This is a genomic window from Labrys sp. F242, assembly GCF_057813875.1.
The window spans coordinates 334148-358809 of sequence record NZ_JBVASG010000006.1 but is presented as its reverse complement, the minus strand read 5'-3'; the positions used below and the strand labels follow the sequence as shown (position 1 = coordinate 358809).

The 24662-nt window shown below is 65.1% G+C and carries 28 protein-coding genes; 15 read left to right on the top strand and 13 right to left on the bottom strand.

Going from position 1 to position 24662, the window contains the following annotated elements; all coding sequences use genetic code 11:
• Nucleotides 1-155: 155 nt before the first annotated feature.
• The 8 genes from ACZYTC_RS29995 (at nucleotide 156) to ACZYTC_RS29960 (ending at nucleotide 8006) form a co-directional block, all read left to right on the top strand.
• Nucleotides 156-1097, top strand: a complete 942-nt coding sequence (locus ACZYTC_RS29995; protein ID WP_488991259.1) for an ABC transporter permease — start codon at nucleotides 156-158, stop codon at nucleotides 1095-1097.
• Complete coding sequence (locus ACZYTC_RS29990; RefSeq protein ID WP_488991258.1) at nucleotides 1097-1960, top strand: ABC transporter permease; 864 nt, start codon at nucleotides 1097-1099, stop codon at nucleotides 1958-1960. The genes ACZYTC_RS29995 and ACZYTC_RS29990 overlap by 1 nt, the downstream gene beginning before the upstream one ends.
• A gap of 3 nt (nucleotides 1961-1963) precedes the next feature.
• Complete coding sequence (locus tag ACZYTC_RS29985) at nucleotides 1964-3190, top strand: amidohydrolase/deacetylase family metallohydrolase (RefSeq protein ID WP_434960070.1); 1227 nt, start codon at nucleotides 1964-1966, stop codon at nucleotides 3188-3190.
• Nucleotides 3187-4206 carry an ABC transporter ATP-binding protein gene (locus tag ACZYTC_RS29980; RefSeq protein ID WP_434960069.1) on the top strand — a complete coding sequence of 340 codons (1020 nt, stop codon included), beginning with the start codon at nucleotides 3187-3189 and terminating at the stop codon, nucleotides 4204-4206. Before ACZYTC_RS29985 ends, ACZYTC_RS29980 begins: the two co-directional genes overlap by 4 nt.
• Nucleotides 4203-5195 (top strand): ABC transporter ATP-binding protein, encoded by a 993-nt coding sequence (locus ACZYTC_RS29975; protein ID WP_434960068.1) that lies wholly within the window; start codon nucleotides 4203-4205, stop codon nucleotides 5193-5195. Before ACZYTC_RS29980 ends, ACZYTC_RS29975 begins: the two co-directional genes overlap by 4 nt.
• Nucleotides 5196-5228: 33 nt before the next feature.
• Complete coding sequence (locus tag ACZYTC_RS29970; protein WP_434960067.1) at nucleotides 5229-5720, top strand: RidA family protein; 492 nt, start codon at nucleotides 5229-5231, stop codon at nucleotides 5718-5720.
• A 35-nt stretch (nucleotides 5721-5755) separates the two neighbouring features.
• The gene (locus ACZYTC_RS29965; protein WP_488991257.1) at nucleotides 5756-6955 is read left to right on the top strand and encodes an aminotransferase class V-fold PLP-dependent enzyme; all 1200 of its coding nucleotides are present in this window, start codon (nucleotides 5756-5758) and stop codon (nucleotides 6953-6955) included.
• 235 nt (nucleotides 6956-7190) lie between these two features.
• Nucleotides 7191-8006, top strand: a complete 816-nt coding sequence (locus tag ACZYTC_RS29960; RefSeq protein ID WP_434960065.1) for an IclR family transcriptional regulator — start codon at nucleotides 7191-7193, stop codon at nucleotides 8004-8006.
• A gap of 178 nt (nucleotides 8007-8184) precedes the next feature.
• On the opposite strand, the gene ACZYTC_RS29955 is transcribed toward ACZYTC_RS29960, so the two are convergent.
• The 9 genes from ACZYTC_RS29955 to ACZYTC_RS29915 form a co-directional block, all read right to left on the bottom strand.
• Nucleotides 8185-8490 carry a hypothetical protein gene (locus tag ACZYTC_RS29955; RefSeq protein WP_434960064.1) on the bottom strand — a complete coding sequence of 102 codons (306 nt, stop codon included), beginning with the start codon at nucleotides 8488-8490 and terminating at the stop codon, nucleotides 8185-8187.
• A 291-nt stretch (nucleotides 8491-8781) separates the two neighbouring features.
• Nucleotides 8782-9669: a YghX family hydrolase gene (yghX, locus tag ACZYTC_RS29950; protein ID WP_488991256.1), complete on the bottom strand. Its 888-nt coding sequence runs from the start codon at nucleotides 9667-9669 to the stop codon at nucleotides 8782-8784.
• Between the two features lie 192 nt (nucleotides 9670-9861).
• Nucleotides 9862-10128 (bottom strand): CPCC family cysteine-rich protein, encoded by a 267-nt coding sequence (locus tag ACZYTC_RS29945; RefSeq protein WP_488991255.1) that lies wholly within the window; start codon nucleotides 10126-10128, stop codon nucleotides 9862-9864.
• A gap of 174 nt (nucleotides 10129-10302) precedes the next feature.
• On the bottom strand, nucleotides 10303-10929 hold the full coding sequence (locus ACZYTC_RS29940; RefSeq protein WP_434960061.1) for a hypothetical protein: 627 nt from the start codon (nucleotides 10927-10929) through the stop codon (nucleotides 10303-10305).
• A 32-nt stretch (nucleotides 10930-10961) separates the two neighbouring features.
• The gene (locus ACZYTC_RS29935) at nucleotides 10962-11807 is read right to left on the bottom strand and encodes an ABC transporter permease (protein ID WP_434960060.1); all 846 of its coding nucleotides are present in this window, start codon (nucleotides 11805-11807) and stop codon (nucleotides 10962-10964) included.
• On the bottom strand, nucleotides 11807-12550 hold the full coding sequence (locus ACZYTC_RS29930) for an ABC transporter ATP-binding protein (RefSeq protein WP_441771702.1): 744 nt from the start codon (nucleotides 12548-12550) through the stop codon (nucleotides 11807-11809). The genes ACZYTC_RS29935 and ACZYTC_RS29930 overlap by 1 nt, the downstream gene beginning before the upstream one ends.
• 67 nt (nucleotides 12551-12617) lie before the next feature.
• The gene (locus ACZYTC_RS29925) at nucleotides 12618-13106 is read right to left on the bottom strand and encodes an SRPBCC family protein (RefSeq protein ID WP_488991254.1); all 489 of its coding nucleotides are present in this window, start codon (nucleotides 13104-13106) and stop codon (nucleotides 12618-12620) included.
• Nucleotides 13107-13165: 59 nt separating this feature from the next.
• Nucleotides 13166-14140, bottom strand: coding sequence for a YVTN family beta-propeller repeat protein (locus tag ACZYTC_RS29920; RefSeq protein ID WP_434960058.1), 975 nt, complete (start codon nucleotides 14138-14140; stop codon nucleotides 13166-13168).
• 53 nt (nucleotides 14141-14193) lie between these two features.
• Nucleotides 14194-15405 (bottom strand): ABC transporter substrate-binding protein, encoded by a 1212-nt coding sequence (locus ACZYTC_RS29915; protein WP_441771664.1) that lies wholly within the window; start codon nucleotides 15403-15405, stop codon nucleotides 14194-14196.
• Between the two features lie 214 nt (nucleotides 15406-15619).
• Between ACZYTC_RS29915 and ACZYTC_RS29910 the strand changes: the two genes are divergently transcribed.
• The 6 genes from ACZYTC_RS29910 to ACZYTC_RS29885 all read left to right on the top strand — a co-directional run bounded on the left by ACZYTC_RS29910 (nucleotide 15620) and on the right by ACZYTC_RS29885 (nucleotide 20056).
• Complete coding sequence (locus tag ACZYTC_RS29910) at nucleotides 15620-16189, top strand: DUF2380 domain-containing protein (RefSeq protein ID WP_434960056.1); 570 nt, start codon at nucleotides 15620-15622, stop codon at nucleotides 16187-16189.
• 67 nt (nucleotides 16190-16256) lie between these two features.
• Nucleotides 16257-16955 (top strand): (5-formylfuran-3-yl)methyl phosphate synthase, encoded by a 699-nt coding sequence (locus ACZYTC_RS29905; protein WP_488991253.1) that lies wholly within the window; start codon nucleotides 16257-16259, stop codon nucleotides 16953-16955.
• Nucleotides 16952-17551, top strand: a complete 600-nt coding sequence (locus ACZYTC_RS29900) for an amino acid kinase family protein (RefSeq protein WP_488991252.1) — start codon at nucleotides 16952-16954, stop codon at nucleotides 17549-17551. Before ACZYTC_RS29905 ends, ACZYTC_RS29900 begins: the two co-directional genes overlap by 4 nt.
• Nucleotides 17548-18105 (top strand): flavoprotein, encoded by a 558-nt coding sequence (locus ACZYTC_RS29895; RefSeq protein ID WP_441771660.1) that lies wholly within the window; start codon nucleotides 17548-17550, stop codon nucleotides 18103-18105. Before ACZYTC_RS29900 ends, ACZYTC_RS29895 begins: the two co-directional genes overlap by 4 nt.
• Complete coding sequence (locus tag ACZYTC_RS29890; RefSeq protein ID WP_488991251.1) at nucleotides 18084-19478, top strand: DUF6513 domain-containing protein; 1395 nt, start codon at nucleotides 18084-18086, stop codon at nucleotides 19476-19478. The genes ACZYTC_RS29895 and ACZYTC_RS29890 overlap by 22 nt, the downstream gene beginning before the upstream one ends.
• Before the next feature lie 2 nt (nucleotides 19479-19480).
• On the top strand, nucleotides 19481-20056 hold the full coding sequence (locus ACZYTC_RS29885; protein ID WP_441771658.1) for a DUF447 domain-containing protein: 576 nt from the start codon (nucleotides 19481-19483) through the stop codon (nucleotides 20054-20056).
• A gap of 93 nt (nucleotides 20057-20149) precedes the next feature.
• Here ACZYTC_RS29885 and ACZYTC_RS29880 read toward each other — a convergent pair whose 3' ends face one another.
• Nucleotides 20150-21262 (bottom strand): hydantoinase/oxoprolinase family protein, encoded by a 1113-nt coding sequence (locus ACZYTC_RS29880; protein WP_488991250.1) that lies wholly within the window; start codon nucleotides 21260-21262, stop codon nucleotides 20150-20152.
• Nucleotides 21263-21329: 67 nt separating this feature from the next.
• Between ACZYTC_RS29880 and ACZYTC_RS29875 the strand changes: the two genes are divergently transcribed.
• Nucleotides 21330-22052 carry a HisA/HisF-related TIM barrel protein gene (locus ACZYTC_RS29875; protein ID WP_488991249.1) on the top strand — a complete coding sequence of 241 codons (723 nt, stop codon included), beginning with the start codon at nucleotides 21330-21332 and terminating at the stop codon, nucleotides 22050-22052.
• 137 nt (nucleotides 22053-22189) lie between these two features.
• On the opposite strand, the gene fae is transcribed toward ACZYTC_RS29875, so the two are convergent.
• From fae to ACZYTC_RS29860, 3 genes are all read right to left on the bottom strand, one after another.
• Complete coding sequence (gene fae / locus ACZYTC_RS29870) at nucleotides 22190-22696, bottom strand: formaldehyde-activating enzyme (protein ID WP_441771655.1); 507 nt, start codon at nucleotides 22694-22696, stop codon at nucleotides 22190-22192.
• A 156-nt stretch (nucleotides 22697-22852) separates the two neighbouring features.
• Complete coding sequence (locus ACZYTC_RS29865) at nucleotides 22853-23701, bottom strand: triphosphoribosyl-dephospho-CoA synthase (protein WP_441771654.1); 849 nt, start codon at nucleotides 23699-23701, stop codon at nucleotides 22853-22855.
• A complete protein-coding gene (locus ACZYTC_RS29860; protein WP_434961315.1) occupies nucleotides 23698-24609 on the bottom strand; it encodes an ATP-grasp domain-containing protein in 912 nt (303 codons plus the stop codon). Before ACZYTC_RS29860 ends, ACZYTC_RS29865 begins: the two co-directional genes overlap by 4 nt.
• Nucleotides 24610-24662: the final 53 nt, after the last annotated feature.

Sequence of the window (24662 nt, the reverse complement as noted above, 5' to 3'; positions counted from 1 at the left end):
CCTGAAACGACCAGTGCCTGTATGGGCTGACATAGCCTCCTTTTCTCTCCCGGGGAGGCTTGAGAGCGGGCACCAGCCGTCACCGGCGGTGCCCGCGATCCCGCTCACATCGCCTCGTCACGCTCTCCGGCCTCGAACAACGCAAGGCTCCATCGATGCTGCGCACGATTCTCCACCGCCTTCTCGGCATGATCATCGTGATGGCCCTCGTCGTGACGATCGTGTTCATCATCGTCCGGGTCACGCCGGGCGACCCGGCCGCCATGATGCTGGGCCCCGACGCGTCCGAGGCCGACATCGCTGCCTTGCGCACCAAGCTCGGCCTGGACGGCCCGATCATCACCCAGTTCGCCTATTACGTGCTCGGCCTCATGCAGGGTGATTTCGGCCAGTCGATCTTCCTCAACCAGCCGGTGACGCAGGCTCTCGCCGCCCGCGCCGAGCCGACCTTCTTCCTCACGCTGTTCTCGCTGCTGATTGCCAGCGCCATAGCCCTGCCGGTCGGCATTCTCTCGGCCTATTGGCGCGGCTCGCTGTTCGACCAGGCGGCGACCATGCTCGCCATGTTCGCCGCCAGCGTGCCGAGCTTCTGGCTCGGCCTCGTCCTCATGCAGATCTTCGCGGTGAAGCTCGGCTGGTTCGACACGTCCGGCTATGGCGGACCAGGCGCCTCCTTCGGCGAGCGCCTCAATCATCTGGTGCTGCCGGCGGTGGCACTGGGCGTGGTCAGTTCGGCCCTGATCACCCGTTTCACCCGCGCCTCGATGCTCGACGTGCTTTCGGACGACTATGTCCGCACGGCCCGTTCCAAGGGCATGAGCGAATGGCGCGTGGTGATCAGGCATGCCTTCAAGAATGCGCTGATCCCGATCCTCACCGTCATCGGCCTGACCGCGGCGCTGCTGATCTCCGGCGCCGTGGTGACCGAAACCGTGTTCGGCGTGCCGGGTATCGGCAATCTCGTGGTCTCCGCCGTGCTCCGGCGCGACTACCCCGTGATCCAAGGCGCGCTGCTGGTGATTGCCGGGCTCTATGTCCTCGTCAATTTCGGCATCGACATGCTCTATCTGCTCATCGATCCGAGGGTGCGCTACTAATGGCTGCCATCACCTCCTACTACCAGGCAGGGCCCGGCCTGCTGTCGCGCCTGATCAGACGGCCGACCGCGTTCATCGGTCTCGCCGTTCTTGCCATCATCGCCCTGGCCGCGATCCTCGCGCCGCTGATCGCGCCTTATTCGCCGACCAAACTCTCGGTCGCCAATCGCCTGAAGGGACCGAGCCTCGCCCATCTGTTCGGCACTGACGATCTCGGCCGCGACATCTTCGCCCGCATGCTCTATGCGGCCCAGACCTCCCTGTCCGTCGGCCTCGCCGTGGTGGTGCTGGCCTCGTTGATCGGCATTGCGCTCGGCCTCACCGCGGGCTTCTTCCGGGAGGCCGATACCCCCCTCTCGCGCGTGATCGACGCGATGATGGCCTTCCCCGACATCCTCCTGGCGATCGCACTGGTCGCCGCCCTGGGTGCCTCGGCCATCAACGTCATCATCGCGCTCGGCATCGTCTATGCCCCGCGCCTCGCCCGCGTGGTGCGCGCCTCCACTCTGGTGATCCGGGAACTGCCCTATGTCGAGGCCGCCCGCGCTCTCGGCGTGCCGACCTGGAAGATCCTGCTGCGCCACGTGCTGCGCAACGTCACCTCGCCGCTGCTGGTGCAGGGCACCTTCATCTTCGCCAATGCCATCCTCGCCGAAGCGGGCCTATCCTTTCTCGGCGTCGGCATTTCGCCCGACACGCCCACCTGGGGCACCATGATCAGCGTCGGGCGCCAATTCATGGACAAGGCAGGCTGGCTGATGTGGTTCCCCGGGGCCGCCATCGTCGTCACCGTGCTGTCACTGCAACTGGTCGGCGACGGCCTGCGCGATCTCCTCGATCCGCGCCTGGCAAAGGATATCTGAGCCATGATCGGCAACCGTTTCCCTCAGGCCGACCGGCCGCTGCTCATCAAGGGTGCCAGGACCATCGGCTTCACCGCCGCCCCGTCCGGCACGCCCCTCGACATCCTGGTCGACCGCGAGGGTCGCATCGCCGAGGCCGCTGCCTCGATCGCGGCCGGCGACGACGTTCGCGTCATCGATGCCGAAGGTCGCTTCCTGTCACCGGGCTGGACTGACCTTCACGTCCACGTCTGGTATGGCGGCACCGACATTTCGCTCAAGCCCGAGCAATGCGGTGCCGCGCGCGGCGTCACCACCATGGTCGATGCGGGCTCGGCCGGAGAGGCCAATTTCCACGGCTTGCGCGAGTTCATCATCGAGCCGGCGCGCGAGAACGTCTACGCCTTCCTCAATCTCGGCTCGATCGGCCTGGTCGCCTGCAACCGGGTCAGTGAACTCATGGACATCCGCTCCATCGATTTCGAGCGGATCATCGCCACCGTCGAGCAGAACCGCGACGTCATCGTCGGCCTGAAGGTGCGCGCCAGCCACGTCATCACCGGCGGCTGGGACCTCACCCCCGTCAAGCTCGCCAAGAAGCTCGGCCGCATTCTCAAGCTGCCGCTGATGGTGCATGTCGGCGAGCCGCCGCCGCTCTATGACGACGTCCTCGGCCTCTTGACCGAAGGCGACATCGTCACCCATTGCTTCAACGGCAAGGCCGGCAGCTCGATCCTGGAGGACGAGGACCTCTATCGCCTCGCCGAAGAGGCGGCGGAGCGCGGCATCGTGCTCGATGTCGGCCATGGCGGCGCCTCCTTCTCCTTCGACGTGGCCAAGGCAGCCCTGGCGCGCGGCCTGCCGCCCCGGACCATCTCCACGGACCTGCACAACCGCTCGCTGGACGGGGCGGTGTGGGACATGGCCACCACCATGTCGAAGCTCCTCTCGCTCGGCATGAAGCTGGAGGAGGTGGTTACCGCCGTGACCACAGCGCCGCGCCGGGCCATCGGCCTCAAGGCGGACGGGTTGCTGGACAAGGGCCAGCCGGCCGAATTCACGCTGTTCGATGTCGTCGACGCCGATCTCACCGTCAAGGACTCGCAGGGCGCGCTCAGCCGGCTCACCCAGGTGTTCGAGCCGCGCCAGGTCGTCCTGGGCGCGGAGGTCGTTGCCGCCCAGCGCTATGTCCCGGCCCAGGCACCGACGGCCGGCAAGCACGCCTGCCCTCATTGCGGATGGCAGTCATGACAGGTTCGACCGCGCCCGACACCATCCTGTCCGTCCAGGACCTGCGCACCTGGTTCGTCAACAAGCGCTTCACCGCCAAGGCGGTGGATGGGGTGACCTTCGATCTCAAGCGCGGCGAGACGCTTGCCGTGGTGGGTGAATCCGGCTCCGGCAAATCCGTCACCAGCCTGTCGATCATGGGCCTGCTCTCCAGGCCCGGCATCATCGCCGGCGGCAAGATCCTGTTCCGCGATCGCGCCGGCGGCGTGCACGACCTCGCCGCCTTTAAGCCCCGCCAGTTTCGCCGCATGCGCGGCCGGGAGATCGCCATGATCTTCCAGGAGCCGATGACCAGCCTCAATCCGCTCTACACGGTGGGCGACCAGATCGGCGAGATGATCGCGCTGCACGAGCCGGTCAACCGCCGGGAGGCCCGCCGCCGGGCGCTCGCCATGCTCAAGCATGTCGAGATACCGGATGCCGCCTCGCGCCTCGACGACTACCCCCACCAGATGTCCGGCGGCATGCGCCAGCGCGTGATGATCGCCATGGCCCTGTCCTGCAACCCATCTTTGCTGATCGCCGACGAGCCGACCACCGCCCTCGACGTCACCATCCAGGCCCAGATCCTCGATCTGCTGCGCCGCCTCCAGGCCGAATTCGGCATGTCCATCCTGTTCATCACCCATAATCTCGGCGTGGTCGCCGAGATCGCCCATAATGTGGTGGTGATGTATGGCGGCCGGGTGGTCGAGCAGGCGCCCGTCATCGATCTCTTCGCCCATCAGCGCCACCCCTATACCAGGGGCCTGCTCGCCTGCACGCCGAACGCGGCGCGCGACATCGATGCCAGCGGCGAGCGCCGGGCCCTGCATTCGATCCCGGGCAATGTGCCTGCGATCACCGCTTTGCCACCGGGTTGCGCCTTCGGACCGCGCTGTTCCCTGGCGCTCGAGGCTTGCAGCGCCGCCATTCCCGACTTGGTCGCTACCGGAGCAGCCAGCTTCTCGCGTTGCATCCGGAGCGCCGAGCTATGACCACAGCCCCCTCTCTCCAGGCCGCGGCCGACACGCCCCTGCTCAGCGTGCAGAACCTCACCAAGCATTTCCCGGCTCGCAATGGGCGCATCGTCCATGCGGTCGAGGACGTCAGCTTCGACGTCAAGCGCGGCGCGACGGTGGGCCTGGTCGGCGAATCCGGCTCGGGCAAGACCACCGCCGGCCGCTCGGTGCTGCGCCTGGTCGAGCCGACCTCCGGCAAGGCGATCTTCGACGGCGTCGACCTGTTCGGCCTCAGCGCCAGAGAAATGCTGGCCTATCGACGCCGGCTGCAGATCGTCTTCCAGGATCCCTTTTCCAGCCTCAATCCGCGCATGCGCATATCAGCCATCATCGGCGAGGCGCTCGATACCTGCGGCTATCCCCGCGGCAAGGCACGCGCCGACCGCGTCGCCGAACTGCTCAGCCTGGTCGGCCTGCCGCCCGAATATGCCACGCGCTTTCCGCATGAATTCTCCGGCGGCCAGCGCCAGCGCATCGGCATTGCCAGGGCCATCGCGGTCGAGCCCGAATTCATCGTGGCCGACGAGCCCGTCTCGGCCCTCGACGTCTCCGTCCAGGCCCAGGTCCTCAACCTGCTCGGCGATCTGAAAAAGAAGCTCAGCCTGACCATGCTGTTCATCGCCCATGACCTCTCGGTCGTCGAATATCTGTGCGACGAAGTGGTGGTGATGTATCTCGGCCGTGTCATGGAACGGGGCCCGAGCCGGCAGGTCTATGCCGCTCCCCGCCATCCCTATACCAAGGCGCTGCTGGCGACCGCGCCGGTGCCCGACCCCACGCGCCAGCGCATACGCGTGCCGCTGCAGGGCGACATCCCCAGCCCGATCGCGCCACCCTCGGGCTGCGTGTTCCGCACCCGCTGCCCATCCGCCGCGCCGGCCTGCGCCGCCACCATTCCGCCGGTCGAGCATATCGGCGGCGGGCACCACGTCGCCTGCATCCGCCAAACCGAGCTTTTCGCATGACGACGGCGCTTTGCGCATGATTGGAGTATTTCAATGACCATTTCCGAGACCGTTCCGCGCCAGCAGGCCTCGCCCTATGAGCGGCTGGCAGCGCTCGGAATCACGCTTCCGATCGCGCCCACGCCGATTGCCAATTTCGTCACCCATGTGCAGGAGGGCAAGCTGCTGTTCCTGTCGGGCCAGGGCCCGAACGATGCCCAGGGCCGCTCCCATACCGGCAAGGTCGGCGCCGAAGTATCGGTCGAGGAAGCCTATCGGCACGCCCGCCTGACCGGCATCAACCTGATTGCCGTCATGCAGGACGCGCTGGGCGATCTTTCGCGGGTGCGGCGGGTCGTCAAGCTCTTCGGCATGGTGAACGCCGCGCCTGATTTCGCCGAGCATCCGGCCGTGATCAATGGCTGCTCGGACCTGTTCATCGAAATCTTCGGCGACAGCGGCATCCATGCCCGTTCGGCGGTCGGCCAGGGTTCGCTGCCCGGCCAGATCACCGTCGAGATCGAAGCCATCGTGGCGATCGACTGAACCATTTCCATTTTCGCCTTTCGGAGCCCAAACCCATGCCCGCCAACGACATTCGCAGCCGCCTCGGCCTGAGGCCCGTCATCAACGCATCGGGAACCATGACATCGCTCGGCGCCTCCATCGTGGTGCCGCCCGCCGTGGAAGCGGTCTCGGCGATCCTGAGCGAGTTCGTCGAACTCGGAGACCTTCATCGCAAGGCGAGCGCCGTGATCGCCAACCTGACCGGTGCGGAAGCGGGCTTCATCACCGCCTCTTGCTCGGCGGCCATCAGCCTCGCCGTTGCCGCCGCCATGACCGGCGCCGACCTTGCCGCCATCGAACGCCTGCCCGACACCACCGGCCTGAAGAACGAGGTGATCATCCAGTCAGGCCACATGGTCAGCTATGGGGCGCCCATCGAGCAGGCGATCCGCCTCGCCGGGGCCAAGGTCGTGCCCATCGGCCAGGCCACCAGCGCTTCGGCCTATCATTTGGCCGGCGCCATCACCGATCGCACGGCTGCGGCCGTCTATGTCGTCTCCCATCATGTGGTCGACTATGCGCAGATCCCGCTCAGGGTCTTCGCCAAGGTCGCCCATGAGCGCGGCATTCCCGTCATCGTCGACGCGGCCTCCGAATATGATCTTCAGGGCTTCCTGGCCGACGGCGCCGATCTCGTCCTCTATTCCGGCCATAAATTTCTCGGCGGGCCGACCTCCGGCATCGTGGCCGGCCCAAAGGAGCTGGTGCGCAACGTCTATCTGCAGAACCGTGGCATCGGCCGCGGCATGAAGGTGGGCAAGGAAGGCATCGTCGGCACGCTGGCTGCCCTACAGGCCTGGAAGACCCGCGATCATGACGGCATCCGCGCCCGCGAACGCAAGGCTCTCGATTGCTGGGTGAAGGCTCTCGACGGGAAGCAGGGTGTGAAGGTCGTGATCGTCCCCGATCCGACCCACAATCCGCTCGATCGGCTGCAGGTCTTCGTCGACCCGCAGGAAGCCCGCATCACCGCCTGGGACCTTGCCGACCGCCTTGCCGCGGGCGAGCGCCCGGTGATCGTGCGCGACCACGAGGTCGAGCATGGCTATTTCTTCCTCGATCCCTGCAACCTGCATCCGGGCGAAGAGGAGATCGTGGCGGCGCGCCTCGCCGAGGAACTCGAACAGGCTCGCAAATCCAATATCCCGATCGCCACACCGTTCGATGATCGCCTGCTGGCCCGGGAAGCCGCGATCCTGCATTGGCCCGATTGACGCCATGATGGGTTCGCTAGAGGAGGAAGCGGCTCGGACTTTGTCATACCCGGGCCTGTCCCGGATATCCAGGCGCCGCCACGGACCGCCGGAAGAACTGGATTGCCGGGTCAAGCCCGGCAATGACAAGCGGCACGCTGCCTTCCACGAACGAGGCGAATTGCCGATTGAGGCTACCTTGTTCGACGCCGCCGCGGCAGCGTAGAATGACACGTGATGGAAAGCTCGGAATCCCATGTCCACGACAGCCCTTGAGCGTGACGATGTCAATGAAGGCGGTGCCACCCGGCGCCGCTCGCGCACCAGCGGCATCGACCGCGCCTTGCAGATTCTCGACTATCTGCAGAAGGTCGAGCGTCCGGCCACCGCCTATGAGATCGCGCGCGACATCGGCGCTCCCCTGTCGACGATCTATGTCATCGTCGACGACCTGGTGGAGAAGGAGATGCTCGATCGCCAGGATGGCGGCCTGCTCTGGCTCGGGCCCCGCCTCTATCACTATGGCCTGACCTATGCGCGCACGCTCGACCTCCTGAACGTGGCGGAGCAGGAGATGCACGAACTCGCCCACAGTTCGGGCGAGACCATCCAGATCTGCGGGCGGGACGGCGACCACATGGTCGTGCTGGCCATGGAAGAGGGCAAGGACCATTTCCAGGTGACTTCGCGCGTCGGCACGCGCAGCCCCCTGAACTGGACGGCGTCCGGCCGCATCCTGGTCGGCCATCTGCCGGAAGCGGAGCGGCGCGAGATCTTCGCGCGCTCGGCGATCGCCTCGCCGACCGGCCGCGCCGAGACGGACCAGAATGTGCTGGCGAAGATAGCTGCCGAAGCCCTGGAGCAGGGCCTTTCGATCCAGGCCGGCGACTCCGATTTTGCCGTCGCCTGCATCGCCGCTCCGATCCGCGACAATCAGGGCGCCTGCCGCGCCACGATCTCGATCGTGGTGCCGGACAGGAAGCTCGAGCAAAAGGATCCCGACCTGATCGCTCTGGTCAAGGCCAGCGCGCGGCGCATCGAAAGCCGGCTGGGCTGGCAAGCTCGGCGCTGAATAAGACAATTGCGATTGGAAACGATCGTTTCCAATCGTCATCGCCACCCTCCGCCTCCAGGGGGGCGCCAGCGATCCTCCTTCGTCCTGCGGTCGGCTATCGGCAAAAATCTACCGCCGAGGAGCTGGGTGCGGATTGCGTGCAATCACCATGGCTGCGGGACAACCGAGCCTGTCACTAGGCCGCCCGGTTTTTCGACGCTATCAGCATCTCGGCCTCGAGCAGCGCGAATTCGACCATGAGATCGGTGACCGAGAGTTCTGGATGCCTGTCCATGAATTGCTGGGCGCGCAACTGCATGGCGTCCCTGCCGAGGATCATCGCGGCTTCCAGCGGTGAAATCGAGGCGCTATCGTCCTTGGCCCCGGCAAGCTCCTCGACATCGCCATTGGCGACGTGCTCCTGCCATTGAGCCTCTGTCATCTGCCCCGAGAGATAGCAGTCCCGCAGCAATTCGGGGTCCAGCTTTGGCGGCTTCCGCATCGTAAAATACCCAATATTCTACAATATCCCAGGTGGCTGCATCTTGGGCAGGTCGACGGCGGGATGTGTCGCACCTGTTGAAATAGTAATACAATCACCTTCTATGTAATTTTCACTCCGTAGCAAAGAAATTGCGGAAAGTCAGATTAACTCGCCTGGCGGGCAATGGCTGCGCCCGCGTGCGGATGGCGCCATGCCATATCCGGGGACAGCCGGAGCCCCCTTGGCATCTGACAGGAAGCAGCAGGACGCGCAAAGAAGCGCCGAAACAAGACGTTAGGGCAAAATGTCTCAAGCCAGAAAGCGCCGGAACCAGGCGATCGTGCGATCCCAGGCAAGCTTGGCCGCCGCCTCGTCGTAGCGGGGGGTGGAGTCGTTGTGGAAGCCGTGGTTCACGCCCGGATAGATATGGGCCTCATAGGTCTTGCCGCCGGCCTTGAGCGCAGCCTCATAGGCCGGCCAGCCCTCGTTGATACGGGTATCCAGTTCCGCATAATGGATCAGCAAAGGCGCCTTGATGCGCGACACGTCCTCGGCCTTGGGTTGCCGCCCATAGAAGGGCACTGCGGCGGCAAGCTCGGGATAGGCCACGGCCGTGGCATTGGCGACCCCGCCGCCATAGCAAAAGCCGGTCATGCCGACCTTGCCGGTCCCCGAACTGTGCTTCATCAGGAACTCGGTCGCCGCGAAGAAGTCGTTCATCAGCTTTTCCGGATCGACCTTGGCCTGCAGGTCCCGGCCCTTGTCGTCATTGCCGGGATAGCCGCCGACCGAAGTCAAGCCATCGGGTGCCAGGGCGACGAATCCGGCCTTGGCCACGCGCCGCGCCACATCCTCGATATAGGGATTGAGGCCCCTGTTCTCGTGGACGACGACCACGCCGGGGACGGGGCCGGTCGCCTTGGCCGGGCGCACGAAATAGCCACGGACTTCGCCATTCCCCTTGGGTGAGGAATAGGTGATGTACTCGGCCACGATGTCCGGATCGGTGAACTGCACCTGCTGCGCATAGGCGTAATTGGGGCTGAGAGAGGCAAGAATGGCTGCTGCCGTGAGGCCACCCACGGCGAATTTGCCGGCCCGATCGAGGAACTCGCGCTTGGAGATCTTGCCATGCGCATAGAAGTCGTAGAGTTCGAGCAATTCCTGAGGGAAATCCTTGGCCGTCATTCGGGTCATCGATCGTCCCTCCCTTCTCGTTCCCAGGCGGAAGCCTACATGATCTTCGGAAGAGCGGTCTTCACAATGGCGAGATTTTCGGCTTCCGCAGGCGCCAGATCGCGAAGAGCATGAATATCATCCCGCACCGCGTTGAACGCCCGCCCTTGAGCCACAAAGCCCCCCGAGTAAGGAGGCCTCAACAATATGTTTTTACGAACGCGTTGGATGATTTGGCTCGAAGCGTTCCGGATCTGAAACGCCAGACTGCTCAAAGTTCCGTCGTGCTTGGGTAAGCGACAAGGAGCCGTTAGGGCCTCCACGAACCTCGTCGGCGTCATGATCGTCCTGGCCATCATCCTCCCAGTGACAGACTGGGCAAACCTCATAGCCACCGCGCTCACCTAGCGTCCGGTAACGACAACAAGGACACCGGGAGGAACCAGGGCCCAAGGGTCCGACAGGGTGTTGAGAAGTCATTTGCGAAGGCTGCATGCCTGCCGCAACACTGTCAACATGGCTTCGGTACGCCCCCGAATGGCGGCCTTCCACTACAGGGGGAAAAAAGCCCGAGAGGGCCTGCGGGCTAAGAGTCCGCAACCGTCCCACATATCGCGGCGCGCATCCGTTTCGGCTGGTCCACCGGCCCCCCCGTCACAAGCGCTGCTGGATACGCCGGGCGATATCGAACAACCGGCGTTCGAGCAAGACCGGCGTCTCGCAGACATAGGTCAGGGAACGGCCGCGCTCCTCGAAGATGCGCTTGTCCCATTTGAGTTGGGTCTCGAGAACATCTGTTTCCTTGCTGCCAACCGCGCTGGGGGAATCCTTGGCGGCGCCGATCTTGTCGCTCTCGTCGCGGATGCGGTCGGCGAGCTTGTTCTGGCCGCGCGCATAGCGGCCGATACCGCCCAGGATCTTGTCGCGCTCCTCGTTGACCAGTTCGAGCACGCCGGCGAACAGGCGGGTCAGGCGGGCGTCCTTCTCCGCGCCCGCCTGCTGCACGAAGCCGTCGAGCAGGCCGTCGACCTCCTCGATCGGCGTCCGGCGCGAAGCGAGCTTCTGCGCCAGCGCGGCCGTGTCGAAATCCTTGGTCCAGTCGCCGGCGGCCGCGATGTCCGGCCCGCTCCAGACCACGCCGGCGCTGAGCGTGCCGACCTTGCGCTGGATGCAGGGCCAATCCGGATCGGGCTGGGGCTGCTGGGCCTGCACGGCGTGACCCCAATCCAGGCCACCGGCCAGCATTACCACGACGATGGCCGGCCGAAGGGTTCGAACCATGGACCTGCCAGATATCGGGGGCCTGCCAGATCTCATGATGCTTCTCCTTTGGGGCCGCCGCGGCGCACCATCAGGCCACGGGCCGGGTCATAGGCGATGAGCGCAGCGGCAAAGAACGCGACCGTGGTGCCTGTAACCACCGCCAGCGCGACCGGCTCGAGCCGGCCATAAAGGGCAAAGCGCACCAGCTCGACCCCATGGGTGAACGGATTGGCAAGGCAGGTCAGATAGAGCCCCTCGCTCGCCTCGCGGATGCGCCACAGGGGGTACAGTGCCGAGGAAGCAAAGAACATCGGGAAGATCACGAAATTCATCACGCTGGCGAAATTCTCGAGCTGGCGGATCAGCGAAGACAGGAAGAGGCCGATCGAACCGAGCATCAGGCCGGTCAGGATCAGAGCCGGCAAGGCCAGGACATAGCCCTGCACCGGCGCATCGACATCCCACCAGGCCGCGATCGCCAGGAAGACATAGACCTGCAGCACCGACACCAGCACGCTGGCCATGAGCTTGGCGGCCAGCAGCGACCAGCGCGGGAACGGGCTGGTGAGCAGCACCCGCATCGAGCCGACTTCGCGGTCATAGACCATCGAAAGCGAGGACTGCATGCCGTAGAAGAGCTGGATCATCACCGCCAGCCCCGGCACGACATAAGTCTCGTAGAGCACATAGGTCTCGTAGGGCGGCTGGATCGAGACGCCGAGCACGCTGCGAAAGCCGGCTGCGAAGATGAAGAGCCAGATCAGCGGGCGTACCAGCGCCGAGAGGAAACGTTCCTTCTGGTTGACGAAGCGCAGCATCTCCCGATGCGCTATGCCGCCGAGGCAGACGAGATAGCCCGAAAAATTCAACCGCGAGGAGAGTGCCGCATCCGACATCAGGCTGCCTCCTTGTCCGTCAGGCGGCGGAAAGTCTCCGCTAGGCTGGCGCCGCTGCGGGCCGCGAGCACGGCCGCCTTGCCCTCGGCGACGATCCGTCCTTGATGCAGCACATAGACGTCGTCATTCTCGGCGATCTCCTCGAAGATGTGGGTGGCCCACAGCACTGCGATGCCGTCCTCGACCACCAGGCGCCGCACGGTGGCGACGATGTCGGCCCGGGCCTGGAGATCGAGGCCGACGGTCGGCTCGTCCAGGAGCAGGAGGCGCGGCCTGTGCACCAGAGCGCGGGCGATCTCCACCCGACGGGCCTGGCCGCCGGAAAGCGTACGCACCTTCTCGTCGGCCCGCTCGGCCAAGCCGACGCGCTGCAGAAGCGCCAGGATGTGCTCGCGCATCGCCCGCCCGCCGAGGCCGTGCAAGGCCGCGTGATAGGCAAGGTTCTGGCGCACCGTCAGATCGGAATCGAGCGTGCGGGCCTGGAAGACGACGCCGAGTTCGGCCAGGGCCCGCGACGGCTTGAGGCGCAGATCCTGTCCATAGACCTCGACGCTGCCGGAGCGGTTCTGATAGAGCCGCGTCACGATCGAGAACAAGGTCGTCTTGCCGGCACCGTTCGGTCCCAGCAAGGCAACGAAGCGCCCTGCCAGCACCTCGAGCGAGACATCGACCAGTGCTTCGCGTTTGCCGAAATGATGGCCGACGGCCGAGACCGAGAGCGCCGGCTTGTCCGAATGAACCATCATGGTCGATCCCCGTCGCGCCGAAAGGGCGACAGGATACACCAAGGCCGGGCAACCGCTGCAGCCATCACTTGCCTTTGAGCTTTGCCTTGAGCTCGAGCAGGCCGGCCAGATAGATATCCGCGACCGCCTTGCGGGCGGCCTGTCCCGTCACGCCCTTGGGATCGAAGGTGGACGACCAGGTGATGGCGATCTTGCCGGGCTCGTCGTCCTCTTCCACCTTCAGCGTGGAGACGTAATTCTCGATCGGCAGGGGACTTTCGAGAATGGCATAGGTATAGGACGTGTCCTTGTCGTCCCATTTGACCAGCTTTTCGACGAATCTGGCGCCGTCCTTGGTGGTGAGCGTGCGGATCTTGGCGCCGTCTTTTTCCGAAAGCTCGCAGGAAGCGATGGCCGGATGCCAGGTCTTGATGCCACAGAAATCGCCGATCAGGGCCCAGGCCTTGGCCGGCGTGCCCTTGCCCTCGACACGATTGGAGTTCTTTTCCGCAAGGGCCGGGCTGCAGGCAAGGCCCAGTACCGTCAGGGTACCGACGAGAGTCGCGATACGCATGGTCTTCCTCCCAAGATCTTCCAATTGCTTCATCTGGCTGATTGAATCGTGGCGTGGCATCAGTTCGGCGAGACCACCACACCCCATGGCGCTTCACCGACCGGAATGGTCTTGATCACCTTCTGGCTTGCGACGTCGATCACCGACACGTCGTTGGAATTGCCGTTGGTAGCGTAGAGGTATTTTTCGTCCGGCGTGAAGGCGAGCTGCCAGACGCGCTGGCCGACCAGCAGATATTTTTCAACCTCAAGCGTCTCGCCATTGATCACCGCAACGCGGTTGGCCGGCCCGAGCGCCACGAAGGCGGTCTTGCCGTCCTTGGTGACGCGGACGCCGACTGGCTGGATCGTCTCGGCGGTGACACCGGGGACCTGGAACTCGATCCTCTTGAGGATCTTGCGTGTCGCCGGCTCGATCACGGTGACCGTGCCGCCGACCTCGGCGCTGACCCAGACCTTGGAATTGTCCTTGTTGAACTCGGCAAAACGGGGGCGCGAATCCACCAGCACGCTGTCAATAACTTGGAAGCTCGAGGTGTCGATGAAATGGGCCATGTTGGTGGTCTCGGAGGTATTCACCAGCATCTTGCCATCGGGGCTGATGCCCATGCCCTCCGGCTCCACGCCGACGGGCACGGTGGCGAGCACCTTGTTCTGCTGCACGTCCACCACCGTCACCAGTGCATCGTCCTCATTGGCGATATAAAGGGGATTGCCCGAAGGATGCAGGATGAAGAGTTCGGGATCGGGGCCGGATTGCAAGGTGCGGGCCACCTTCATCGTCGCCGTGTCGATCACCTCGACGCCGTCATCGTCGCTGGCGCACAGATAGAGGGACTTGCCGTCATTGGAGATGGTGATGCCCCGTGGGCGCCGGCCGGTCGGCACGGTCTGCTTCACGGTCTGGGTCTCGGAATCGATCACGGTGATCGAATTGCCCTTCTCGTTGGAGACATAGACCGTATAGGCCTGCGCCGTCCCGGCCAGAAGGGTCGTCGCAAGCCCCAGCAAAACGGCCTTGACGATATACGGCATGGTCCGGCTCCTCTTTAGGCGGGCTCCCGCCAAGCATTCGTGGCAATCGGTGTTCATGGCAAATGGCACTGGCTCTCGGGCTGATCGACGCCAAGCGTGTCAAGCACGCTGCGCTGGTGCAGATAGCCGGGTTGCGGCGAGACCGAGACGATCGCCATGGGCTGGGCGATCAGCACCGGCTGGCGCAGCTGATGGTCCCAGCCTCGAAAATTCACCGGCACGCCCTTAAAGGCAGCCAGCTGGAATTTCGGATCGACGAGGAAGGTAGAGATCGTGGCTGGATCCGCGGATTTGGTGCGTGTGGCCGCTTCCCCGACGGCGCGCACCGCCACCCAGGCCTGATAGTCGATCGGCCGCATGGTCCGTTTGGCGCGCTTGAAGAAGCGGCTCTGCAATTGCGCAGAGCCCCAGGCATCCTGGGCGCGGTGCCAGGACGCGGCGATCAGCCCTTGCGTGCCGGCAATGACCTTGGGGTCCCAGGTGCGATAGGCCAGATAATCGCCGAAATCGGCCTCCTCATCGGCCACCACCATGATGTCGTAATCCGTGCCGCGGCTGAACACCAGGGCGTCCGATTGGGTGATGCTGTCGCTGCGGGCGCGTGCGAGCGGGCCGAACGTCCAGGCTTTCTCGGCGGCGAGAGTAAGGCCGAATTTCTTGGCCGATTGCCTGAGGGCGTCGGCATAGAGCTTGTCGGCCTCTGTTGGCCCATAGGTAAGGAAAAGCTTCATCCAGCGCTTGGTCGCCAGATACTGCACCAGTGCGTCCGTCACCATGGCCCGGCTCGGCGGGACGTGGAACACATTGGCGCGGCAATCGGCGCCACGCAGCCGATCGTCCTGCGCAGCGGCATTGAACACCAGGACCGGACGCCCCTTGAGGGCATCGGCAACTGCCAGCAGTTCGTCCGCCGGAAGAGCGACGACGAGATATTTGGCTCCCCCGTCGGCCAGCTTCACGGCTGCCTCCACCGGCGACTGGCCCTTGTCGAGCACGGCCTGGTCCAGCACGTAGCGCTGGCCGGAAAAGCGGCCCGTGGTGTTGTTGTCGTCGATGGCGAGCCCGGCGCCGGCAGCAGCCTCGTCTTCCGGCGTGGGATCGAGTTCGTAGAGAGCGGGCGGCGGCGCCTTGTGGGTGATGACGCCGATATGGATTTCGAGCGGTTCGGCGGCCCTTGCCGTGTCGCAACCCAGCACAGACACAAAGGCAAGCAGCAGCGCCGCCATCAGGCCGGACAGGCTTTTTGATCTCGCAGCCGGTAACACATTTCGCTCCCGAACGCGCAGGCCTCTGCGTGCCTGAACATCGGAAAGCTTACGCACTGCAATTGAAGAACGTCAACTTAATATACCTAAGGAAATTATAAGCTGAATACAGTCTGTACTGGCTTTCATGTTCATGGCAATTTTCACCGCAACGTGAAATGATATGCTTTCATAGAATATTCTTATTTGTGAAGGGACCACTGTGCTTGATTGGATGTCCCTGATTGTAGGAACGCACCAGCGCAGCCTGAAGTATTGGATCGGAAGGCGTCGCGGCCAGCTGCGGCAGACAGGCACGGCAATACTTGTCCTGCTGGCAACGGCTGCCGTCTTCCCTTCGCAGGGTCGGGCCGGAGGGGCCGACAAGGCTCTGCTCACTCTGCCCTTCGGCTATCTCGACACCTCCGGCGAGGCATCCGACCAGAAGACAGCCCACGCAGACCGGCTGAAGGCAATGTCGGACCATCTGACCAGCCGCCTGCAGGCAGGTGGTTTTTATCGTATCGTTGCGGCAACGCCAGGAATCATCGCCTGTACCGGCAACGATCAGGATTGCCTGCTGAGCGAAGCGCGCAAGGCCGGTGCGGGTCTCATCCTGACCGGCGCCGTGCACAAGACCAGCACCCTGATCTCGGCGATCTGGGTCGGTGTTTTCGATGCCAAGGACGGCAAGCGCATCTTCTTCCGGCAGATCAGCTTCCGAGGCGATACGAACGAGGCTTGGCAGCACGCCACGGATTTCGTTCTGGGCCAGTTGCAGGAGGAGGCACGGCGGCCGCGATAAATCTCGCACGGTTGCCGCCGAACGCCCATGGGGGCATTGTAGAGGACAAAAGGGAGGGTTGCGCATCGTGAGCCGTTTGCTCGTCAGCGTCATCGACAGCGCCGAGGCCCGATTGGCCCATTCGCAAGGCGCCGATTTCATCGACGCCAAGGATCCTGAGGCCGGTGCGTTGGGCGCCCTTCCTCTTGAGACCATCCGCGCTATCCGCGCCTGCCTGCCGGCCGATGCCGTCACCAGTGCCGTCGCCGGGGATGACGAGGATATCGGGCAACTTGCCGACAGCGCCCTCGCGATCGCGGCAACCGGGGTCAGCTTCATCAAGCTGGGCCTGGGCAGAGCAACGGCTTGCCCCCCTGCCGTCGCCGAGCTCGGTCGGCTGCTTGGCGGACGGGGGCGCTTCATCGCGGTGCTGTTCGCCGACGAAGATCCACCCCTGTCACTGACGGCATCTCTCCATGAAGCCGGTTTCGCCGGAGTCATGCTGGATACGCGGCAGAAGAAAGGCATCCGCCTGCCCGACCTGCTGACGGCGGACCAGATCGCCTCCTTCGTGGCGGGCTGTCACCGGCTCGGCCTGATGTGCGGGCTTGCCGGCTCCCTGCGCGTCGAGGACGTCGAGCCGCTCGCCGCCCTCGGCCCCGACTATCTCGGCTTTCGCGGCGGGCTCTGCCTGGCGGGCGATCGCCGAGGCCAGCTAGATCCTCTGGCCATCGGCCGCGCCGCCAGTCGCCTTCAGGCTATCCGGCATGGCGAGCAGGCCGCATGAGCCTGACCGTGGTCAAGATCGGTGGCAGCCTGTGCGGATCGGCCCGCCTCGACCGACTGCTCGAACAACTCGCCGGCGAAACGAGGGCACCGCTCGTGCTGGTTGCCGGCGGTGGCCCCTTTGCCGATGCGGTGCGCCAGGTGCAGGCCGCCATGCCCTTCGACGACGTCCTCGCTCATCGCCTCGCGCTCGACGCCATGACACATCTGGCCGAGATATTGGCAACCCGGCATCCGCGCCTGACAGCGGTCGGGGACAGGGCCGGAGTCACCGCCGCCCTCCGGCAGGGCAAGCTCCCGATCTGGCATCCTGCCGAGCTGCGCGCGGGGCATCCGGACATCACCGAGAGCTGGGAGGTGACGTCGGACAGCCTGGCTGCCTGGCTGGCTGCCGAACTGGGCGCCGACAGGCTCGTCCTGCTCAAGTCCATCGACGCGTCAGCAGATTCGACACCCGCAGCCCTGGCGGCGGCCGATGTCGTCGACGCCCATTTTCCCCGCTACGCGGCCCGGTTTGCCGGCTCCATCATGGTGGCAGGTCCTTCCAGCGACGACAGGCTTGCCGCGCTATTCTCCATTCCCTGCGAGGCCTCATGAGCCGGCGTTCACCGCAGCCACGCCTTGCCTGGGCCCTCACCGGTTCCGGCCATTACTTCACCGAATGCCTGGAACTGATCCGCGAGGTGGGTGACTGCGATCTCTTCGTCACCCGGGCCGCGGCCGAGGTGATCCGCATGTATCGCAAGCAGTTCGACGCGCTGCCCAAGGGCACGCGGCTGATCAAGGACACCACGGCGAGCGCCGCCCCGGTCGGCGCCTTCTACCATGGCGACTACCATACGCTGGTGGTGGCGCCGGCGACCTCGAACACCGTGGCCAAATGTGTTTTCGGCATTTCCGATACACTCGCCACCAATGTCTATGCGCAGGCCGGCAAATGCCGCATTCCCTCGATCGTGTTTGCCTGCGACACCGCACCTGAAATGGAGACGCAGGCTCCCTCCGGCATGGTCAAGGTCTATCCAAGGCGCATCGACCTCGACAATGTCGAAAGGCTCAAGGAGTTCGAGGCGACGACGGTGGTCGAAACCTATGAGAGCCTGCGCCAGGCTGTGCTGGAAAGGCTGAAATGCGTGAACACCTCGCCCTGATCACCGGCCATCTCAGCCGTGTCAGGCTCGAGCGCACGCTGACCGCACTGGGTCCGGCTTCCTTCGACTGGACGATCCTCGATGCCGGAGTCAAGGTCGCCGCCCTGATGACGGAGGAGATCATCCGCCGGCGCATCACCCTGCCCGAGGGCATCACCCGCGTACTGCTGCCCGGCCGCTGCCGGGCCGATCTTGCGGCCCTCTCCGCCCATTTCGGGCTTCCCGTGGACCGCGGCCCCGACGAGATCGCCGACCTGCCGGCTTTTCTCGGCCGGGGCGGCCATCCGCCCGATCTTTCGCGCCACGACGTCACCATCTTTTCCGAGATCGTCGAGGCCTCGCAGCTTTCGCCCGGGCAATTGCTGGAACGCGCGCGCGCCATGGCGGCCAAGGGCGCCGACATCATCGATCTCGGCGCGCTTCCCGATACGCCCTTCCCGCATCTCGAAGACAGCATAAGATTGCTCAAGCAGCATGGCTTCAAGGTCAGCGTCGACAGTGCTTCGCCCACCGAACTCAGGCGCGGCGCCGAGGCCGGCGCCGATTTCCTGCTGAGCCTCAACGAGCACACGCTCGATCTCGCTTTGGGGACGCAGGCGATCCCGGTGCTGGTGCCGGTGGAGCCCAGCGATCTCGCCTCGCTGCTGCGGGCGGTCGAGCGCATGGAACAGGCCGGCCAACCCTATATCGCCGATCCCGTACTCGATCCCATCCATTTCGGCTTTGCGGCTTCCCTTGCGCGCTATGTCGAGTTCCGACGCCTGAAGCCGCAAGCCGAGATCCTGATGGGGACCGGCAATCTGACCGAGCTGACCGAAGCCGACAGCCTGGGCCTGACCGCCTTGCTGATGGGGATCTGCTCGGAGCTCGCCATCCGCCAGGTGTTGGTGGTCCAGGTGAGCGCCCACACCCGCCGCACGCTGCAGGAGCACGACGCCGCGCGTCGGGTGATGTTCGCGGCCAAGGCCGACGGATCCCTGCCCAAGGGCTATGGCTCGGCCCTGCTCGCCTTGCACGACAAGCGGCCGGTGGTGAGCTCCCCGGAGCAGGTACAGCAGAATGCGCAGGCCGTGCGCGATGCCAATTTCCGCATCGAAGTCAGTGATGACGGCATCCACACCTATAACCGCGCCATCCATGCCCACGGCACGGAGGCCCTGCCCTTCTATCCGCAGCTCGGCGTCACCGACGATGCGGCCCACGCCTTCTATCTCGGCACGGAACTGGCCAAGGCCGAGACCGCCTGGCGGCTCGGCAAGCGTTACGCCCAGGACGAGCCGCTCGACTTCGGCTGCGCCGCAGACAGGCCGAGCGAGGACGCCACCGGCTTCAAGGCACCGGGTCATACGCTGGCCGGCCGCAAGGAAAAATAACGATGCCGCGCATTCTCGAAACCATCGTGACCACGCTCAATGCCGATGGCAGCGCGCATCTGGTGCCCTTCGGCCTGATCGAGGACGGCGAACATTATGTCGTCGCCCCCTTCCGCCCCTCGCCGACCATCGCCAATCTGGAGCGCCATCCTTTCCTCGCCGCCGCCGCTCCGGTCGACATCAGGGTGATCGCCGGCTGCGTTACCGGCCGGCGCGAGTGGACGACCTGCCCCTGCGAGCGGATCGAGGGCGTGAGGCTGGCCGAGGCCTTCGCCCATATGGAGCTCGCAGTCGAGGAGGTGGTTGCCGACGAGGTCAGGCCGCGCTTTCGCTGCCGCGTCGTCCACCAGGCCGTGCATCAACCCTTCCGCGGTTACAACCGGGCCCAGGCGGCCGTGCTGGAAGCCGCCATCCTGTCGACGAGGCTGCATATGCTCAGCCCCGACAAGATCCGCACAGAGATGGATTATCTGCGCATCGCCATCAGCAAGACGGCCGGCCAAGCCGAACTGGAAGCCTGGCAGTGGATCGAGGCAAAGATCCTCGCCGGGCTGAAACCGGCTGGCTCGTCCGGCTGAGGTGCGGTCCCCCGGACCCAGACTGGCTCTGTCATCCCCGGCGAGCCACATCGTGGCGAGGGAAGGGGATCCAGGGCCCGCGCGTGGAGTCTTTCAGCTTCTGGATCCCCTTCCTTCGCTTCGCTCGCCGGGGATGACAGTCTGTTCGGCCGCGAGCAGTGCGAGCGACACTGCCGGCGCGCAGGAGGAGGCCCAGTAGCTCTTCGATCCGTCAGAGCTCGGCACCAGATCGGCAAGATCGTGATAGGCCAGGCCCATGCGGGTCGCCAGCGCCTGCGCCACGAAGCGGCCAACCCCGCAACCCACCAGAGGCGGGCGCGCCTCCCCTTTTCGGCGCGACAGGATGCGGGCGGCGGCGTCGTGCAGGCGGCGCAGCTGCAGCTCGGCGAAATGGGCTGCAAGCTCGCTCCAGACATGATCGGGCGCATCGCCCGCATCCTGGCCGACGACGCGTGCCAGCCGGGTGCGCGTGGAGGCGAGGCTCTTGTCGCGGCCATCAGCCGTGTCGTGCTGGTCGGCCTCCTCGGGCAAGGTGCCGAGCAGGCGATGGACATCGGCAATGGTGGCGAAATGCTCGGCGACCAGCGTGACATCCTGCCCCTGGAAGGGCAGTCTGTCGGCGAGCGACATCAGGGGCGTGCGCACCACGCCAGCATAGACCAGCTCGCCCGACGCCAGCCTCTCGGCGTCGGTGTAGCCAAGACCCGCAACACTCCCTTCCTCGATCGGGATGAGGTCAGAGGTGGTGGATCCGATATCGACCAGCAGGGCATTCGGCAGGCGGGAGGCGACGAAGGCGGCCGTCGCGTGCCAGTTGGCCGAGGCAACATCCACCGCATGAGCAACCGCGCGATGGGGCGACAGGAAGCCCGTCCGTCCACCATAGATGGCGATCTCGCCCTGGCAATGACGGGTCGCCCAGTCGGTCAGGGCGGCAACGCCGGTAGCGCGGTCGTCGAACAATGCGCTGAGCTCGCCGGTCATGGTCACGGCATGCCGACGTGCTTGCCGCGCCCAAGCCGGCAAGGCAGCAAAGGCTCTGTCAAGCACTGCAAGCCCCTGCCTGAGCTGGTAGGGTGCCTGCGTCACCGCCAGCAGCCGGCCCTGTGCCACGGCGGCGACCTTGACGTGCACGCCGCCGAGGTCCCAGCCCAGCACCAGATCACCCCCGGCGATCTCGGGATCATGATGCCCCGTCGAGTCCATAGCTGTCGCTTCCACCGTTCACGGCATCGTGCCACAAAGACGGCACGTCACCGATAGAGTTATCATCATGCCCGCACCGGATCGACAGGACGAAAGCCATGCCGCCCGGCGGGAAAGCTCGGGTGTCGAGATCGTGCCGGTGATCGATCTCCGGTACGGATCGGTGGTGCGGGCCAAGGCAGGCGATCGCGCCCATTACCAGCCGATCGTCACGCCGCTCAGCCCCACGGCAGATCCGGTCGATGTCGCCGCCGGCCTGCTCGCTGCCGCACCGGCCCGCCATCTCTATGTCGCCGATCTCGACGGTATCGAGGGACGCGGGCGCGATGTCGCCAGTCTCGGACGCCTCGCCAGCGCCTTTCCGGCGGTGCGTCTGTGGGTCGACTCGGGCATTGCCACCCGCTCCGAAGCGGAGGCCTTCCTGGCAGAGGGGCTCGGCCTTCCGGTACTCGGCTCGGAGAGCCAGACTGACGACGAGCTCGTGCGGGACTTGGCCGATCATGCCGTGCTGTCCCTGGATTTTCGCGGCGAGGACTATGTCGGCCCGGCCGCGATCCTCGCCACGCCGTCGATCTGGCCGGAGCGGGTGATCGTCATGACGCTGGGGCGCGTGGGTATGGGTAGCGGACCCGATCTCGAACGGCTGTCCGCGCTTCGCCGGCGAGCTCCCACCCGTTGCGGGCTCTATGCCGCAGGCGGTCTTCGGGACGGGCGTGATCTTGCCGCCCTCTCGAAGATCGGCGTGTCCGGCATTCTCGTCGCCTCGGCCCTGCATGACGGGCGCCTCTGAAACAAAAACTCAGGTCTCGCCGGAGGAAACAGGTTCCCTCCGGCGAAATTTCAGCGTCCGAGAAAGATGGCGGCCAGCCGCTGAAGCAGGCCTGCAGGCATGGGCGCAGGCGGCTCCTGCCCAGGGCTGTCCCCTATCTAAGCGGCGAAGGGGTGCTTGACCTCTTCGCGCTTGCTGGTGGCTTCCGCCGCGCTCGGCCAGCCGGTAACCGCCCGCTCGATCGCCTGCTTGGTCGCTTCGTAATTGTATTTCTGGATCTTGGCGTCGTCGTCCGCCAGCCAATGGATGAAGACACCCACGCTGATGAAGATGTCGTCGGCCTCGTCGGCGGGAATGGTACCGTCGGCGACGCTGTCCTGTACCGCGCGCGCCACGGCGTGCTGAGCCGGGCCGAACATCTGCACGGCCTGCTTGGCGCCCTTGATGGTCACCTTGTTGAACAGCAAGGTGTTGGGCTTGCATTGCAGGTTTGGGGCGATCACCGCGAGAAGCGAGGTGAAGCCATCCTTGTTGTTGGTGAGGGCATTGCAGAACGCCGTCTCCGCGGCCGAGCCGCGAGGACCCATGATCAGGTCGATATGAGCGACTTCATTGCCGTCGCCGACAAGGGATTCACCGATCAAAACCTTGTTGATCTTTGCCATATTCGATAGTCCTCCCTGCGAGAACAAAGGCCCCGATCCCTGGGAACGGCGGCCGGGCCATCTATCCTTGTTTGCAGCGTTCGGCACGGCGCCGAACCGGTTGGCCAGATAGCTTTGTGAGCGTAACCGCGCATTCCGTTACCAGCAAGCATCCGTTCAGTTGCCAGCGGCCGGAAGGCGCATGATCGCGGCGGCAAACAATGTCGCCACGGTGAAATCGGCGGAAGTTCCGGGGTTTAGATCTCCTTTCTTCAATTCGGCATCGAATGCCAGCAAGGTTGCGAGAGAGGTGGGACCTGACAGCCCTGCCTCGACTATCCGGGCAGCATGCGCCCTGACGGTTTCAGCCTGGTCGCGACCCCCCCGGCGCTCGATATGGGTGTCGGGGAAACGCGACAGAAAGGTCATGTGAACGGCCGTGGCGCACCAGGATCGTTCGAGGCCAGCAGCATGAGCCACCTCGAGCGCCGGCAAGCCCGTCTCGAAGACATCCTCGAAATCCGTGACATAGGCGCGGGCAATGCGGTCGCGTTCGGCGGCCTCATTCATCGCCTCGCGCAAAGTCACGGTCGGCGGCTCGCGGACATCGTGGCGGTCGGCGTTTCCAAGACCGCCGGGCGAAGCCAGGCGGATCGCCTCGAAGGCATCGGCGGCATCGTTTGTGTCGAGAGCGCGCAGGATCGAGGCCAGGCTGGTGCGCAGCGGCCCCTGCAGCTCGGCCGCTGCGGCAAGCGGCGCGCAGAGCAGCACGATACCGAGATTGGTGTTCCAGCCGATGGCCTCATGCGTCGCTCGGATCGCACCGAGGATACGCGCCCCGACGCCGGCACCGGATCGCCCGATCGACGGCGCGGAGGTTCGCGCGCTCGCCTCGAAATCGGCGACCTTGGTCTCCCCGGTATCGGCAAAGACATGCACATTGCCGGGCTTCAAGGCCTGGAGTTCGGCCAGGCAGGCGTCCTCATAGGCACTGGCGAGATCGAGGCCATGCTGATGATAATTCATGACACCGCCACCATGGCGGGACGGCGGGCGGCATAGACGGCCTTCAAGAAGGCGCGGACGATGGCCTGGCTGATATCGACGTCGACAATGCTCTGCAGGCCGGACCAGGACGGCATGCTGTTGACCTCGAGCAGCAGGAAGCGACCCTGATCATCCTCGATGAGGTCGACGCCGCAGAAGGACACGTCCACCGCCTGGGCTGCTCTCAGCGCAAGGTCCTCTGCTTCTTCCGGCATCTGCCAGCGCGAGGGACGCCCGCCCTGATGGACATTGGTAATCCAGCCATCACCCTCGCGCGCCATGGCCGCCACCACGCGGCCATCGCAGACAAAGACGCGGTAATCCCGCCACCCCTCGACGTTCCGGCGTACGAAGCGCTGCAGATAATAGACCCGCGCCACCTCCTCGGGCTGCGGAAGATCTTCCGGCACACTGATGAGGCGCAAGCCCTCACCCTGCGAACCGAACAGAGGCTTGAGTACCAGCGGCACGTTCGGCCTGGCCTCGCGCCGCACGGTGTCGGCTGCCGCCTCCCGGCTCGACACCACGAACGTATCCGGGGTCGGCAAGCCCGCCCTGGCGATCAGCAGGCTGGTCATCGACTTGTCGACGCAGCGCTCGATGGCCCGCGGGTCGTTCCACACCACCACCCCTGCGGCAACCAGGGCATGCAGCACCCCGAGCCGCAAGGTGGTCGCCTCGAAGGTGCCGCCCGAAATGGTGCGCAGCAAGACCCCGTCGGGCAGTTCTCCGTCGAAGCCGGGCAGGCGCAGCGGCTCGCCCCCGCCCGTGACCACAGCCACGTCGGCCAGGGAAAACAGCACCGGCTCGATGCCGCAGGCGCGCAGGGCGCCAAGCAGGCGCCCGCGGTGCCATTCGCCGTTGTCGGCGGCGAGACCGATACGCAATCCGCGTCCGACGGGATATTCGACCGGGTTCAATTCGACATGTCCTGCCAAGA

Coding starts and splice junctions, on each gene's coding strand:
- ACZYTC_RS29875 (WP_488991249.1), top strand. CDS start 21,330: ATGCCCGCACCGGATCGACAGGACGAAAGCCATGCCGCCCGGCGGGAA.
- ACZYTC_RS29975 (WP_434960068.1), top strand. CDS start 4,203: ATGACCACAGCCCCCTCTCTCCAGGCCGCGGCCGACACGCCCCTGCTC.
- ACZYTC_RS29995 (WP_488991259.1), top strand. CDS start 156: ATGCTGCGCACGATTCTCCACCGCCTTCTCGGCATGATCATCGTGATG.
- ACZYTC_RS29910 (WP_434960056.1), top strand. CDS start 15,620: ATGTCCCTGATTGTAGGAACGCACCAGCGCAGCCTGAAGTATTGGATC.
- ACZYTC_RS29960 (WP_434960065.1), top strand. CDS start 7,191: ATGTCCACGACAGCCCTTGAGCGTGACGATGTCAATGAAGGCGGTGCC.
- ACZYTC_RS29940 (WP_434960061.1), bottom strand. CDS start 10,929: ATGGTTCGAACCCTTCGGCCGGCCATCGTCGTGGTAATGCTGGCCGGT.
- ACZYTC_RS29895 (WP_441771660.1), top strand. CDS start 17,548: ATGAGCCGGCGTTCACCGCAGCCACGCCTTGCCTGGGCCCTCACCGGT.
- ACZYTC_RS29965 (WP_488991257.1), top strand. CDS start 5,756: ATGCCCGCCAACGACATTCGCAGCCGCCTCGGCCTGAGGCCCGTCATC.
- yghX (WP_488991256.1), bottom strand. CDS start 9,669: ATGACCCGAATGACGGCCAAGGATTTCCCTCAGGAATTGCTCGAACTC.
- ACZYTC_RS29980 (WP_434960069.1), top strand. CDS start 3,187: ATGACAGGTTCGACCGCGCCCGACACCATCCTGTCCGTCCAGGACCTG.
- ACZYTC_RS29945 (WP_488991255.1), bottom strand. CDS start 10,128: ATGACTTCTCAACACCCTGTCGGACCCTTGGGCCCTGGTTCCTCCCGG.
- ACZYTC_RS29930 (WP_441771702.1), bottom strand. CDS start 12,550: ATGGTTCATTCGGACAAGCCGGCGCTCTCGGTCTCGGCCGTCGGCCAT.
- ACZYTC_RS29990 (WP_488991258.1), top strand. CDS start 1,097: ATGGCTGCCATCACCTCCTACTACCAGGCAGGGCCCGGCCTGCTGTCG.
- ACZYTC_RS29955 (WP_434960064.1), bottom strand. CDS start 8,490: ATGCGGAAGCCGCCAAAGCTGGACCCCGAATTGCTGCGGGACTGCTAT.
- fae (WP_441771655.1), bottom strand. CDS start 22,696: ATGGCAAAGATCAACAAGGTTTTGATCGGTGAATCCCTTGTCGGCGAC.
- ACZYTC_RS29925 (WP_488991254.1), bottom strand. CDS start 13,106: ATGCGTATCGCGACTCTCGTCGGTACCCTGACGGTACTGGGCCTTGCC.
- ACZYTC_RS29985 (WP_434960070.1), top strand. CDS start 1,964: ATGATCGGCAACCGTTTCCCTCAGGCCGACCGGCCGCTGCTCATCAAG.
- ACZYTC_RS29890 (WP_488991251.1), top strand. CDS start 18,084: ATGCGTGAACACCTCGCCCTGATCACCGGCCATCTCAGCCGTGTCAGG.
- ACZYTC_RS29885 (WP_441771658.1), top strand. CDS start 19,481: ATGCCGCGCATTCTCGAAACCATCGTGACCACGCTCAATGCCGATGGC.
- ACZYTC_RS29865 (WP_441771654.1), bottom strand. CDS start 23,701: ATGAATTATCATCAGCATGGCCTCGATCTCGCCAGTGCCTATGAGGAC.
- ACZYTC_RS29900 (WP_488991252.1), top strand. CDS start 16,952: ATGAGCCTGACCGTGGTCAAGATCGGTGGCAGCCTGTGCGGATCGGCC.
- ACZYTC_RS29920 (WP_434960058.1), bottom strand. CDS start 14,140: ATGCCGTATATCGTCAAGGCCGTTTTGCTGGGGCTTGCGACGACCCTT.
- ACZYTC_RS29935 (WP_434960060.1), bottom strand. CDS start 11,807: ATGTCGGATGCGGCACTCTCCTCGCGGTTGAATTTTTCGGGCTATCTC.
- ACZYTC_RS29970 (WP_434960067.1), top strand. CDS start 5,229: ATGACCATTTCCGAGACCGTTCCGCGCCAGCAGGCCTCGCCCTATGAG.
- ACZYTC_RS29880 (WP_488991250.1), bottom strand. CDS start 21,262: ATGGACTCGACGGGGCATCATGATCCCGAGATCGCCGGGGGTGATCTG.